Source organism: Nostoc sp. NMS4 (assembly GCF_017115095.1).
GTDB lineage: Bacteria > Cyanobacteriota > Cyanobacteriia > Cyanobacteriales > Nostocaceae > Nostoc.
Genome location: NZ_JABXKI010000236.1, coordinates 42,313 through 55,189 on the forward strand (window position 1 = coordinate 42,313; position 12,877 = coordinate 55,189).

Genomic DNA, 12,877 nt, shown 5'->3' on the forward strand with positions numbered 1-12,877 from the left:
AAAATGAAAATAATTACTGAAAATCCAATCAATATTCCCAGCTATCCCCTAGAATTTGAGGAAATCATTACTGCCAAAAATCACAACTTTGTCGGTCGTGAATTTGTCTTTTCTGCTATCAACAACTTTCTCAATCAATATGACCGGGGCTACTTTACTATTATCGGTGATCCTGGTATCGGTAAAAGTGCCATCCTTGCCCATTATGTCATCCAAAATCCCGGCGTTGTCTATTACAATGTCGAAATTACAGGTAAAAATCGCGTTGAAGAATTTCTGACGACGATTTGCACTCAATTAATAGAAATAGCCCAACATCAAGGTAGTAAAAATCTTACCGCTAACTTTCCTGATTCTACCACAGAAGGCAGTGGTTTTTTATCGTTATTACTGCAACAAATCAGTGATAGATTGCATCCTGAGCAACGTTTAATTATTACTATAGATGGGTGTGATAGGATTGATATCAACAATCAACCACGCGGCTCAAATATATTCTATTTACCCCGCTATCTGCCAGAAAAAGTTTATTTTATCCTCACTCGTCGTCCTTTTTTGACAGATAAATCAGGTTTATTAGTTGAAAATCCAGCCGAATCTTTCGATTTATCAGCCTACTCGGAACAAAATCGCGCTGATATCCAAGAATATATTAAAAGTTATTTAAATGAATCATGTCATTCTGTAGACGCTTCTGCGGCTTCCCGCAGGGTGCATAGCATTAGCGAAGAGAAGAATCCCGGAGATGTTTCGCTCAACATGACAGAGCAAGGTTTTGATGATGATGAAACCAATTTTATGTATGTTAGGGAAATCTTAGCAGCTATTAATGAGGAAATTTACCCGCCAAATTTACAACTCTATTACCAAAATCACTTAGAGAAAATCAATTTAGTAACCAGTAAACAGCAACCAATGGCTTTACAGGTGTTAAATATCTTAGTTCAAGAGCAATCAATATCAATAGAAGCGATCGCAGAAAGATTAGATGAAGATGAATATGAAATCAAGGTAATTTTAGACAAGTGGCGAGAGTTTTTACATTTAGAATCAATAGCAGCAGAAATCCATTATAGTATTTATCATGCTAGTTTTCGTGATTGGTTGAGGCAAGAAATTGAGTCTAAAGTTTGAGTTAAAATGGCGTTTAGAATCCGCCAGAGTAATATCTTATTAACCAGTAGGAGTAACAAGCAATTATGCCTAAATATGTACTTTGGGGAACTTACTGCGAAGACGTTCTTGAAAAACGCGCCCCCCACCGTCAAGCTCATTTAGACGGATTAGCAAAACAGAAAGAATCCGGTGTACTGATTACTATTGGCCCCACCAAGGATGTTACAAAAGTTTTTGGGATTTACGAAGCCGAAGACGAAGCCACTGTCCGGGAATTAATTGAAAACGATCCCTATTGGAAAAATGGCATCTGGACTGAATATTCAGTCAAAGAATGGATTCAGGCTTTTTAAATTGATTATGGGGCATTGGTTATTAATTCTTCTCCCCCACTCCCTCATCTCCTAATACGGTTCGGTTAGGGTTTTTTGATGAAAATTCTCAATCACAAAGACGCGATAAATCGCCGTCTCTACAATAATCAATCCTTCGTTTTGTCGGTGATTTATCGCGTTTCTTGGCTTAACCGAACGTATTGTCTCATCTCCTTCATCTCCCCACTCCCCACATAATGAAAATTTGGCAAGCTGATTTTTATCGTCGTCCATCACCAGATGCATCTGGACAAGTTTTCTGGGAATTGTTTATTTGTGACGCAACTCGCAACTTTGAATATGAAGCTAGCTGTCTGCAATCAGCAGCAAATTCTAATTGGGTTGCGACTCAACTTGAATTCGCTGCTGGTGAAAAATTGCCGGATGTGATTCAGGTGTTTCGTCCCCAGTCACTAAGTTTAATTGAAGCGGCTGGACGCAATTTAAGTATTAATGTCGAACCGACTCGCCACACCTTGGCGTTGAAGCAGTGGTTAGAAGAAAAACAATATCCCTCAGCGCTGGATAAACCACCCCCAACGCCATTACCAGAAAACCTCTGGGGAGAACAATGGCGTTTTGCAAGTTTAGCTGCTAGTGATGTGGAAACAAGATTTAGCGATCGCCCCATTCCCATTTTGCACCTCCCAGAACATCTCAAACCAATAAATTTAGGTTTGGCATCAACAGTACCCGTCCCTGGTGTGGTAATTTATGGTGGACGGCAATCGATGCGTCTAGCGCGGTGGTTGCAGCAAGCCCGTCTCGTAAGCTTGAACTACATTTCTGGCGCACCGGATGGCTTAATATTAGAAGCCGGCTTGGTGGATAGATGGATTGTTGCCACTTTTGAAGATCCAGAAGTTACAACAGCAGCCCAAGCATTTGAACAACGCAAAAAGCATTGCCGAGGATTGCATTTTTTGTTAGTTCAACCTGATGATTCCGGTATGACTTATAGCGGCTTTTGGTTATTGCAGACAGAAAATTGATATTAATTACCAAAAATATAGTAATACTAAAAATTCATACAAATGCTCAAAGTCACAATTAGTTTAGAAGAAGACATCCTGCAATTTGTAGATCGGTATGCACAAGGAAATCGTAGTGCATACATTAATACATTACTAGCAGAACACCGCCGCCAAATTTTAGCCGCAAAAATGATTACAGCACTCAAGCAAGATGCTGAAGATGCAGAGTATAAAGCTGAAAATGGTGCTTGGGATAGCGTTGCTGGAGATGGCATAAATGCCAGGGAGTAATTTAACTATAATTCAAAGATTCAGCAAGTGTAAGCTTAGATTTAACTGTTCTTTCTTGAGTAGAATATAAGGTTTTTGTAATCACTTCCTGAGCCACAGCTTTAACTACATTAATACTCACAGAATTTCCTAGTTGATGGTAAGCCTTATCATCATTAGGATGAAGTATAAAACTATCAGGAAAACCTTGCAGCCTTGCAGCTTCTCGCGGAGTTAGTCGCCGCACTCTCTGATTATGATAAACCCCCAATCTATTAGCATCACTAGCAACCAGCGTTACCGAAATTTTATTTGGATCTACAAACTTATAAACTTCAAATGAAAAGTTACCCGATAGAGGTTTGTATTTATCATTAATCAGTTTTAGATATCTTTTTGTAACCAGCGAATTCAAAAGTTCTCCTAAATTGGGATGTTCAAAAAAGCTAGCTATTTGCTCTTGAGTTAATAGTTTACCATCTTGTTCTTTCCCAAATTCCTTATTCCGTCTCTTTAATATGAAACGGTTCATCAGTTGAATTTCTTCGGTACTACACTCGCCACGCAATCCTAAATCCCAGGAATGAATAGAGTTTCCACCCCGATAATCAATCAGCCTTATCCCATGTAAGCGATTTAAATCATGATTAAATATTCGTTCTAACGCATTGACAAACTTGGGTGAACAATCATATTTTTCATCTGGATTACTTTCCAAGATATCGGCGACAGTCACAGATTTTTTTCGTGGAGAAAACAAAGATAACTGCTGAGGATTATATGAATGAGAATCTTTTGGGCCTACGTCAGAAATTAACTCAAATGTAGGAGAAGCATTTAAAATTCCAACTAGATAAATGCGAACACGATTTTGCGGTAAGCCAAAGTTTGCACTATTGAGTAAAAAAGCATGAAAACTATAACCTCTTTTTTTAATTTCATGCTTAATTATTGCTAATGTTCGCCCTTGATCGTGACTATAAAGACCTCGGACATTTTCAAAAATAAAAGCTTGTGGTTTATAGTTATCAAGCAATCTTGTTATTTCAAAAAATAGCGTGCCCCGTGTATCAACAAACCCTTCTTTTTTCCCAGCATGAGAAAAAGATTGACAAGGAAATCCAGCTAATAAAAATTCATGTTCTGGTAGTTTATCAATTAATCGAATATCACCTAAAGATTTTTGAGCAAAGTTTTTTTCATAAACTAATTGAGCATCTGAATTGATTTCGCTGCTGAAAACGCATTCACTTTCTATATTTAAAGAATTAGCCGCCTGTTCAAAGGCTAATCTAATTCCCCCTATTCCTGAAAATAAATCCACAAACCGAATTTTATGCATAGACACTCAAGTTACTTTTATCCCAAATTTTAGTACATTACATAGGTTTTCTTGTTTTTATAAAAAATATTCTTTTAAAAAACTACAAAGCACATCAAGCTCTTTCAGAGAGAATGCCACTGTACAATGGCTATATGAACAAATTGTTTTCAGGGCATTTTCTCGTTGGAAGTTGCCAGCACCATCCAAGACATAACCTATTTTATATCCCAGTGTTTCAATTTGCTCAAAGCGAGATTTAGCTTGTCCTGCTTTACGTTCGATTACACTATTTGTAGTGACCTGAAAGCTGACTTCTATTCCTACATACTTATCTTCCTTAGAAGCTACAATATCAAACGTTGTTGGACGATCATTAGATTCGGTATGACTTATGCCTGGTAAATTACCATTTGCCTTAATATTAACACTAGGAATATCAAGGTTATCTTCTAAATATTTTTTAACCAAAGTTTGAGTAATTTGCCCTAAAGTATTTGATTGAGAGCCAGCAGTGATACGACTAACCCATATATATCTTTGCTTAATAAATTTTTGCAATTTATCTGCTTGACCAATGTAGTTTCCAATTTCGCACTTTGCTAGTATTTCTGCTGTTTTTTCATCAATAGAACTACCACTAAACAAAACTACGGCTATTATGTCTTTGTGTAATTCCGAAAGAGGTTGATTTTCTAGTAGTTTTTTGCCACTGATACCAAGTTTACTGTTATTGAGTTGACCTAGTACAGGCAAAACTCGAAAACTATAGTTATAATTTTGTGTATTCCATAAATAATCTAACTTTCCCAAAGGGAAAATTGAGTTAAATTGACTGTTTAACCTCTGAAGCATTTCACCGCCAAAGTCAGCTAACACTAGTAAATGTTTTAGAAAGAGATTTGCTGACATATTTGAAGAATTAACAATTTGAAATAACCCCTCTAAACTAGACACATCAACGCTTAAAATGGCAATAAATTGGTCTTGAGTTTCAATGAGTTTTGGAATTATACTAAGTTCTGCTTCTTGTCTAGATAATTCTGAAGGCCAAAACATAGAGGCTAACTTACGCAGTTCCTCAACGGTTCTCTGATAATTTTGATTCAACATAGTAAGTGTGTTATTCAATTGAGTAGCTGAGACAAAGACGCTAGCACTTCTTTCCATAAAACAATGAGTCAGCAATCGCTCATCAGTACGATTGCTTGAGAAAATCAAGATTGTCGCGCCATATTACAATACCCTATCATGACCTCAGTATAGCTACTTACTGAGATAAAATATAAGTAATATTTAAGACTATGAATAATTAGAGTTTTGAGAAAATCAATACGCAAAATAAGATTTGATCTAAGCTGAAGCGATTTCTACTTAGCTTTCACCCGCGCCTGTTTTACCATATGGCAAGAGCCTAAATTCTTGGCAATTAATTCAAAGTAGCAGAAAAAGCTAGGCTTACGCCACAGTTATTATAAGTTATATCTGAAAAACAATTGCCGTTGTATATATTTGATAAGTTAAGTTTATTACTCGTACAAAAATTAAATTAAAATAACCATTATCCAGTATTTTTACCTTTCATTGCGGAAAGCAGACAGCGTAAACTGTAGCAGAAGTATTAGCCAAAACTATTGCAGCTAAGAGATAATGAGCGAAATTAGCCCCAGACGAATTGTAATTGGGGATGTGCATGGACACTATGAAGGTTTAATGACATTGTTGGAGGCGATCGCCCCCACGTCAGAAGATCAAGTCTATTTTCTGGGAGACTTAATTGATCGCGGACCTCATAGCGCACAAGTAGTTAATTTTGTCAAGGGAAATAACTACTCATGTTTGTTGGGAAATCATGAGCAGATGTTACTAAACATTCTGACGAATGAAAGGACTTCCTCTTCAACGATGCAAGCATGGCTGTTTGGTGGAGGGCAAGCTACCGTGGCCAGTTACCAAGAAGCTCCAATTCCTGATGACCATCTGGATTGGTTAAAAGCTTTGCCTACATATCTTGACTTGGGCGATATTTGGTTAACTCATGCTGGTGTTGACCCTTCCAAGTCGGTGACAGAACAAACTACCGATGAATTGTGCTGGATACGAGAGGAATTTCACAGCATTGAAAAACCCTATTTCCCAGATAAGCAAATTATCATCGGTCATACCATTACCTTTACCCTGCCGGGTGTTTCTCCTGGTAAACTGGCACAAGGGCAGGGATGGCTAGACATAGATACTGGCGCTTATCATCCTCGGAGTGGCTGGTTGACTGGACTAGATGTCACAAATCAGTTGGTTTATCAAGTTAATATCTTTAAAAACTATATCCGTACCCTGCCTTTAGAAGAGGTTGTAATTACCGTTGATCCAGCCAAAATTAAAGTTGATCGCCGCAATAGGAATTGAGGAATATTTGGGATGAGGGGGATGAGGGGGATGAGGGAGACAAGGGAGATGAGGGAGACAAGGGGGACAAGGGGACAAGGAGATAAACAAAACTCCTAACTCTTAACTCTTAACTCCTAACTCAGCACTCCTAACTTAGCACTCCTAACGCTCAATTCCCTCAAGACCTCGCTAATGGTCGAATATTAGCTTTATAGCTAGCATTATCTAAGCCATATTTTCCATTACTAGGTTGAGAGTTAATTGCCCGTCTGAGGGCATCAATGCGATCGCTGGTTCCGGGGTGCGTACTCAAAAATGTTGGAGTAGAACCACCCTTTTTCAGCAGCTTTTGCATAAAAGAAACCATTGCGGACTGGGCATAACCAGTACGTGTCAAAGTTCGTAGTCCTCTTTGATCGGCTTCAAATTCATTTTTACGACTGCGTGGCAAATCTCGCGCTAACTGCACGCCAATTTGCACTGCGGAATTTCGATCTAAGCCAGCCGCCGTTAATAGACCACTTTCTAGGGCTTTTTGCTGCATCTGCTTGACTACGTGTTTTCCGCCAATGTGACCAATTTCGTGGGCGAGTACGCTTGCTAATTCTGCTTCATTGTCTGCGGTTTTCAGCAAACCAGTGTGTACATATACATAGCCGCCCAAAGTCGCAAAGGCGTTAATAGAGTCATCCTCAACTATTTGGAAAGTATAGGGGAGATCGGGGCGATCGCTATTCGCTGCTAAACGCCGACCAACTTGTTCTACATAATGATTAACTTCGGGATTGCGGTAAAGTCGGACTTGACTGCCGACCAATTCCTGATTAATCTGCTTACCAAGATCAACTTCTTGATTAGGGGATATATTAGAAAGCTGAAATGCCTGAACTCCTTGGAGTAGAAGAGGCAAGAAATCTAAAGTTCTTCCAGGCAAGGGTGTACTCAGGCACAGACTCAGGGCGACTACCACTGAAGTTAGGGGATAAAACCACCTACGCCGCCACACACGGTAATTTGCAGCAAAACCTTTCCAATTGAACATAATACGCTTTGAAGATTATTTTGGGAGAACATAAAATGAGGGGACAAATTATGAGACGGATTTAGAGTATTCTAAGTTGCATTCTTAACTCAAGATCAAAGGAGTTGTTATACAGATAATCTTGACGCAAATCTACCGAACTACGGGAGGCTAGTACCGCAAGGCGGAATTCAAAATTCAAAATTCAAAATTCAAAATGAATACAGCATAAGCGTTTGGTTAATCTGGAATGGGTGGTTTATTTACGCCGTGCTGTACTAGGGATTCTCTCTAGAGATAGGCTTAAACACTAGATTTTACTTTCTAGGTACGTCAGTATTAACAGGTAAGATTTTGAGGGTTAGCTACCACTCCTCGGAAATTACGAACTCGTGATAAACTGTCGCATAACCCCAACCCCGGATACTTTGAGTTATTACCAAATAGGGAAAATCGCCGTTTCCATCGAAAAATTTCTTGCTACAATCCATTACTTCGCTATTACCTCGGAAAACTTTTTATGGCTATTTTAGATTCAAAAGGTCGCTTGTTTGGCAAAATAAATCTCCTAGATTTAGGTGCTGCGCTGGTAATTCTGTTAGTTATCTTTGGCATCTTTGTTTTTCCTGGCACTTCTGGTTCTGTTGCCCAAGTCGGTGCAAAAACAGTACCCATAGAAGTAGACTTAGTAGTTCGTGGTTTGAATGTACGTGACCCGGAAAAATTAATCAACAATGGTTTAAAAAAAGGCGGGAAAACTAATGTGATTATCCGCAATCAACCCTACGGAGAGATTGAAATTAAATCGATTCAACAGCTACCTAGAACAGTCAATGTTTTCCAACCTGATGGCACTGTCAAAGAATTGCCAGATCCAAAGAGCAACAATTACAGTACAGATTTTCTTTTGACTTTAGATGGAAAAGCTCAAGTTACTGAAAGCGGGCCAGTTTTGGGTAACAGTAAAGTGAAAATTGGGATGCCATTTGAGTTAGAAGGCTTTAACTACAACTTCAATGCAACTGTCATTGATATCAGATTGAAAGACAAATAGTATTGTCAATCTTATAAAACATCTGCTGAAAAAGAATGTAGAGACGCGCTAGCACAGCCCAATCAAATTTCGCGTCTCTACGACGTTAATTAAGCAAAGATAAAAACTTGCGAATTAATCCAATTGTCACTGCTGGTAATTCCAACTGTGGTGTTAACCCAACATCTTCCAACTGTTGAAAAAATCGGATCGCTTGGGGATTGATTTCAGCAAGGCGGCGACCAATTGAAGGCCCTGTAAATTCTGACTTTTGTCCCCAAAGAATGGCGGTGGGAGTGGTCAATTGTTGAATGTAAAGGGATAAATCAAAGCACAAATCGCCACGGACAAAGGACAGTGCTGCATACTCAGCATTTGGCTGTTGGGCAGATTCGAGATAAGCATCGACAATTTCTTGGTAGACTCGATTGGATTTAGCAAATTGTCGTTGCTCTAAGAAGCCGCGAATACCACCACTAGTAGCAATTCCAGTACTGTAAAGTAAACGATCGACAATGGGAACGCTAACTAACTGAGCAAAAAAACTACGGGAGTAGTCTTCGCCAAAGTCAGAAAGTCCGGCGGGTGTGGTAAGAATTAAAGACTTGAATAAATTAGGACGTTCTGCTGCTACTCGAATTGTAAACGCTGCGGTCAAAGAAGAAGCGATCGCTGTTACTGGTCCAGTACAAGTCTGCTCGAAAAACTCCTCAATCGTGGTTAAATAATCCTCAATTTTATAACTCCGTGCTGGATGTTCAGACCTACCCCAACCGAGCAAATCTGGCGCAATCACCCGATATTCAGCCGCAAAAGCTGGATAAACTTTCGACCACTCATAAGCAGAAGATCCACCACCAAAGCCGTGCAGAAATACCAAGGTTTCCCGTTCGTCTTTGGCAGTCACATCATCCTGCCAAGGTACTCCAGCAGCAGTATAATATACCATTCTACCTAGTGAGGTATCTATAGAGCGTTGTTCAAATCCTAGTGGTTGAAACATAAGTATTTTTTTGTTGATTGTAGTGATTCATTGTTATTATCAGCGAACCAATCACTCTAAGACTTCCTGCCACCGCCAGATTAAGTAGATATAAAATTACTGAATTACTTGTAAAGATTTAGTGATTTTTTTCATAATAAAAAGTAACTTAACGTTGAAATTACTGTTTTATAAGGGTTTTTCATAGTAGCGAGGATCACTCCAACGTGAATACACCATAAGTTTTTATGGTAGTCTATCAAAAAAACCATAAATAATTTTGAGCGGCGACAATAGGGAAAACGCTCGTTTTTGTAAGTTGTTAATTCTACTTATACACGTAGAAAAATAGCTTTCAATGTATAACTAATCTGATTATTATCTAAGTAATGTTAAGGCAGAATGTCATGGTAAAGCAAGCTACTCTTCAATCAAATAAACTACCAACGATTGAAGACGCTAAATTTGCGCTTGACAACTTTAATATACAAAACGAAATTAAAGCTTCAATTCGGCGGGGTCAGGTCGAGCCAGTTCTTGACGCTGCGAGAATTACTGTACCTACTTGTATTTGTTTAGACTTAGAAGACTTGAAGTGTTTTGAAACAGTAGAGCGCCAATATGAACGTTGGGGAGTGATTTTTCACAATTCTCTAGCAATACAGCCATCAAATCCAGCATTTCCAACCCATTCAGGGCTAATAGTGTTAATGGGAGCGCCCAAAAGCGGGTTTTTAGAAGCTACTTTCTTGCGTCCAGTTAACTCGGTTAGTGCCTTTGTCACTAGTTCCCAAAGACTAGTGCTTTCCGCCTACGATCGCGATCGCCAATTACTCGCTCAAACTGCCCTACCAGGCTCTAATCTTGCCAATTCCGACTCACCAATTTCCCCCAATACCTTATTATCTATAAATGCGAATAACATTTACAGCGTTACCTTTTGTGCTTTTGATGGTCAATTTACCCTTGATAACTTTCGTTTTTGTCTTTAAGTAAGACTTACGTACAAAATGCCCTTGCTCTGAGCGAGTGAAAATGGTATCTTATTTGCGCTGTGCTGTATTAGTCTACTATCCGTCTATAAAATCGGGCATTTTGTGATTTGAGCCTTCATCCTTTCTTCATCCATAGTAAAACTTATACAATAGACAATTTCGTAATCAAGTAGGTAAACACTGTGTCACAGGCTTCGTCTTCTTGGCAGCAATTGATCAACCAAATCCCCAACTGGAACTGGTCGCTGACAAAATTCAAGACAAAGGGAGCCATAAAGCAGCAAACATTTAAACGTTTCTCTGGCCCTGGGGGCTTTCTTGGGTTCCTGACAATTATCATTGCCATGTTGTTGTGGAACTGGAAACTGCTATTGGCTCTCTTAATCGGCATTGGAGTAATGGTATTGGTTTACTCAATGCAGGAGTGGGACTGGCAATTACGCTGGTCTAAAATACGTAAGTTCTTAAATAGTTCCAATCGTCGGTTAGTTTTGGCAGTTATCAGTGGTGGTATTGCTACTGTCAGCACTTACATGGCGGCGGCAATATGGGTTGACTCTCACAGTCACTGGATTGCTGCTGGTGCGATCGCGCAAGGTGTAGGAACCCTGTTAACTTTAATTTTATTGGTATGGCAAATTGTCAACTTCTATGAAAATCGAGAAGAAGACCACCTCGATCGCTTGTTGATGAATTTAACAGAAAAAGATCCATTGAAGCGGTTGATAGCTCTCGGTCAACTAAGTAAATTCATCAGCCGTAAGCGAGTTGATTCTTCAGTACAGCAAGATATTGTCCAATGCTTGCAACTCCTACTCAGTCGAGAGGAAGAAGTTGTAGTGCGAGAGGCAGCTTTTAAGAGTTTACAAGCTTGCGATCGCCTACAAGTGCTACCCCCCAAAACAGCAGTACCTTTCGTACCCGTATCACCAAAAGTCAAGCACCACATTTATTAGTCATTTGTCCTTTGTCATTTGTCCGTTGTCATTTGTCCTTTGTCCGTTGTCAGTTACCAATAACTAATGACCAATGACCAATGACTAATGACCAATGACCAATGACTAATGACCAATGACCAATGACAAATAACTATTTTCGAGACAGCCTTCCATTACAAACTTGGACTACCGGATGATTGCACCGCCGTACCAATTGTTCATCGTGGGTGGTAACAATTACTGTAGCCCCAAAGGAATTTAACTTCTGGAGAATCTGGATTACTTGCCAGGAATTATCTGGATCGAGATTTCCTGTAGGCTCATCGGCCAGTAGTAGGGGTGGTGTACCAACGATCGCACGGGCAATACTTACACGCTGTTGCTCTCCCCCAGAGAGTTGATCTGGAAAGCAGTCAGCTTTACTTAGCAAACCTACCAGCTTTAAGGTTGGTTCTAAACGTCGTTGAATTTCTTTACGGGTATACCCTTGAGCTTGCAGTACAAAAGTGACATTTTCTGCTACTGTTCGTTGAGTAATTAGTTTGTAGTCTTGAAACACAATACCAATTCGTCGCCGCAATAATGACAAGCGATCGCCCCGCAAATCCGCTACATTACATTCATCAATAATTACTTCTCCCTGTGTAGGCAACTCCTGGCCATACAGCAGTTTTAAGAGCGTTGATTTACCAGAACCACTTGGCCCCGTGATAAACAGAAATTCTCCCTTTTTTACCTCAAGGTTTGCATTCAATAAGGCGTGAGTGCCGTTAGTATAAGTCTTCGTTACAGATTGCAATTGTACCTTTGTAGTGGTACTGCTACCGTGCTGTTGAGTTTCAGTGTTCTCTCCACGAACAGAAAAGTCTTTCTTAACTTGAGTTGTTAATACTGGCATCGTTAAATTTTCCTCATACCCATAACCAAACAGTTTGTCTGCTTAAATGCGACATTCTCCCCAAAATAAGGATTCCCAGGTTTTGCCTGGGAATTTAAACTTCAACAAAGAAAATTTAAAATTTTTTCAAGACTTTTATACTAACTAAGTAAGAACACTCGAATTCAACACTCAGCACGGGCTAAACGCCCCGCTAACGCTAACAAAACTCAGCACTCTTAGGAACATGGATTAAATAAGATGCAAAACTTCATCCTGTCTCTAGCTTCCCTCTCCTTTATAAGGCTACGGTGTACACACAAGTCGTCTTACCCCCCTCAATCCCCCCGATGCATTGGGGGGAAGCCGGAAATCTAGTTCCCTCTCCTTTGCAAGGGGAGGGTTAGGGTGGGGTAATTCAACAGACTGATTGTGATTCGATAACTTGTGTATACACGGTAGCCTTTATAAGGAGAGGGATTGAGGGTGAGGTAAACCAGGGACATAAATTGTATATTATTTAATTCTTATTCCTTAACTAATTGCACCCCTTGCTGTCAAACGATAAACAAACGCTTTCACCGCAAA

Annotated in this window: 13 protein-coding genes; 8 read left to right on the forward strand and 5 right to left on the reverse strand. The window is 39.5% G+C overall.

Translation table 11 applies throughout. The annotated features are described in order from the left end of the window. Positions 1-3 precede the first annotated feature (3 nt). The 4 genes from HWQ37_RS21250 to mazE all read left to right on the forward strand — a co-directional run bounded on the left by HWQ37_RS21250 (position 4) and on the right by mazE (position 2,755). A complete protein-coding gene (locus HWQ37_RS21250) occupies positions 4-1,134 on the forward strand; it encodes an ATP-binding protein (protein ID WP_292750566.1) in 1,131 nt (376 codons plus the stop codon). Positions 1,135-1,199: 65 nt separating this feature from the next. Then, complete coding sequence (locus HWQ37_RS21255; protein WP_229493914.1) at positions 1,200-1,469, forward strand: YciI family protein; 270 nt, start codon at positions 1,200-1,202, stop codon at positions 1,467-1,469. A gap of 218 nt (positions 1,470-1,687) precedes the next feature. Further along, a complete protein-coding gene (locus HWQ37_RS21260) occupies positions 1,688-2,482 on the forward strand; it encodes a Tab2/Atab2 family RNA-binding protein (protein ID WP_292750569.1) in 795 nt (264 codons plus the stop codon). A gap of 42 nt (positions 2,483-2,524) precedes the next feature. Beyond that, a complete protein-coding gene (mazE, locus tag HWQ37_RS21265; protein WP_292750571.1) occupies positions 2,525-2,755 on the forward strand; it encodes a type II toxin-antitoxin system MazE family antitoxin in 231 nt (76 codons plus the stop codon). A gap of 1 nt (position 2,756) precedes the next feature. Here mazE and dcm read toward each other — a convergent pair whose 3' ends face one another. Together dcm and HWQ37_RS21275 are read right to left on the reverse strand one after the other, a co-directional pair. Continuing rightward, on the reverse strand, positions 2,757-4,076 hold the full coding sequence (gene dcm, locus HWQ37_RS21270; RefSeq protein ID WP_292750573.1) for a DNA (cytosine-5-)-methyltransferase: 1,320 nt from the start codon (positions 4,074-4,076) through the stop codon (positions 2,757-2,759). A 57-nt stretch (positions 4,077-4,133) separates the two neighbouring features. After that, the gene (locus tag HWQ37_RS21275) at positions 4,134-5,168 is read right to left on the reverse strand and encodes a restriction endonuclease (RefSeq protein WP_292750575.1); all 1,035 of its coding nucleotides are present in this window, start codon (positions 5,166-5,168) and stop codon (positions 4,134-4,136) included. A 537-nt stretch (positions 5,169-5,705) separates the two neighbouring features. Between HWQ37_RS21275 and HWQ37_RS21280 the strand changes: the two genes are divergently transcribed. After that, positions 5,706-6,461: a metallophosphoesterase family protein gene (locus tag HWQ37_RS21280; RefSeq protein WP_292750577.1), complete on the forward strand. Its 756-nt coding sequence runs from the start codon at positions 5,706-5,708 to the stop codon at positions 6,459-6,461. 160 nt (positions 6,462-6,621) lie between these two features. Here the strand turns inward: HWQ37_RS21280 and HWQ37_RS21285 are convergent, their stop codons facing one another. After that, complete coding sequence (locus tag HWQ37_RS21285) at positions 6,622-7,485, reverse strand: M48 family metallopeptidase (protein WP_292750579.1); 864 nt, start codon at positions 7,483-7,485, stop codon at positions 6,622-6,624. A 499-nt stretch (positions 7,486-7,984) separates the two neighbouring features. Here HWQ37_RS21285 and HWQ37_RS21290 point away from each other — a divergent pair, with 499 nt between their 5' ends. Beyond that, on the forward strand, positions 7,985-8,518 hold the full coding sequence (locus HWQ37_RS21290) for a DUF4330 domain-containing protein (RefSeq protein WP_292750581.1): 534 nt from the start codon (positions 7,985-7,987) through the stop codon (positions 8,516-8,518). 85 nt (positions 8,519-8,603) lie between these two features. On the opposite strand, the gene HWQ37_RS21295 is transcribed toward HWQ37_RS21290, so the two are convergent. Further along, the gene (locus HWQ37_RS21295) at positions 8,604-9,500 is read right to left on the reverse strand and encodes an alpha/beta fold hydrolase (RefSeq protein ID WP_292750583.1); all 897 of its coding nucleotides are present in this window, start codon (positions 9,498-9,500) and stop codon (positions 8,604-8,606) included. Between the two features lie 386 nt (positions 9,501-9,886). Here HWQ37_RS21295 and HWQ37_RS21300 point away from each other — a divergent pair, with 386 nt between their 5' ends. Together HWQ37_RS21300 and HWQ37_RS21305 are read left to right on the forward strand one after the other, a co-directional pair. Then, the gene (locus HWQ37_RS21300; protein WP_292750585.1) at positions 9,887-10,471 is read left to right on the forward strand and encodes a hypothetical protein; all 585 of its coding nucleotides are present in this window, start codon (positions 9,887-9,889) and stop codon (positions 10,469-10,471) included. Positions 10,472-10,656: 185 nt separating this feature from the next. Next, positions 10,657-11,430 (forward strand): armadillo-type fold-containing protein, encoded by a 774-nt coding sequence (locus HWQ37_RS21305; protein WP_292750587.1) that lies wholly within the window; start codon positions 10,657-10,659, stop codon positions 11,428-11,430. Between the two features lie 133 nt (positions 11,431-11,563). Here HWQ37_RS21305 and ftsE read toward each other — a convergent pair whose 3' ends face one another. After that, on the reverse strand, positions 11,564-12,310 hold the full coding sequence (ftsE, locus tag HWQ37_RS21310; RefSeq protein ID WP_292750589.1) for a cell division ATP-binding protein FtsE: 747 nt from the start codon (positions 12,308-12,310) through the stop codon (positions 11,564-11,566). Between the last annotated feature and the right edge of the window lie 567 nt (positions 12,311-12,877).

Bases quoted from the DNA above. Each gene is read 5' to 3' on its own strand.
- HWQ37_RS21250 (WP_292750566.1), top strand. From the start codon at position 4: ATGAAAATAATTACTGAAAATCCAATCAATATTCCCAGCTATCCCCTA.
- HWQ37_RS21255 (WP_229493914.1), top strand. From the start codon at position 1,200: ATGCCTAAATATGTACTTTGGGGAACTTACTGCGAAGACGTTCTTGAA.
- HWQ37_RS21260 (WP_292750569.1), top strand. From the start codon at position 1,688: ATGAAAATTTGGCAAGCTGATTTTTATCGTCGTCCATCACCAGATGCA.
- mazE (WP_292750571.1), top strand. From the start codon at position 2,525: ATGCTCAAAGTCACAATTAGTTTAGAAGAAGACATCCTGCAATTTGTA.
- dcm (WP_292750573.1), bottom strand. From the start codon at position 4,076: ATGCATAAAATTCGGTTTGTGGATTTATTTTCAGGAATAGGGGGAATT.
- HWQ37_RS21275 (WP_292750575.1), bottom strand. From the start codon at position 5,168: ATGTTGAATCAAAATTATCAGAGAACCGTTGAGGAACTGCGTAAGTTA.
- HWQ37_RS21280 (WP_292750577.1), top strand. From the start codon at position 5,706: ATGAGCGAAATTAGCCCCAGACGAATTGTAATTGGGGATGTGCATGGA.
- HWQ37_RS21285 (WP_292750579.1), bottom strand. From the start codon at position 7,485: ATGTTCAATTGGAAAGGTTTTGCTGCAAATTACCGTGTGTGGCGGCGT.
- HWQ37_RS21290 (WP_292750581.1), top strand. From the start codon at position 7,985: ATGGCTATTTTAGATTCAAAAGGTCGCTTGTTTGGCAAAATAAATCTC.
- HWQ37_RS21295 (WP_292750583.1), bottom strand. From the start codon at position 9,500: ATGTTTCAACCACTAGGATTTGAACAACGCTCTATAGATACCTCACTA.
- HWQ37_RS21300 (WP_292750585.1), top strand. From the start codon at position 9,887: ATGGTAAAGCAAGCTACTCTTCAATCAAATAAACTACCAACGATTGAA.
- ftsE (WP_292750589.1), bottom strand. From the start codon at position 12,310: ATGCCAGTATTAACAACTCAAGTTAAGAAAGACTTTTCTGTTCGTGGA.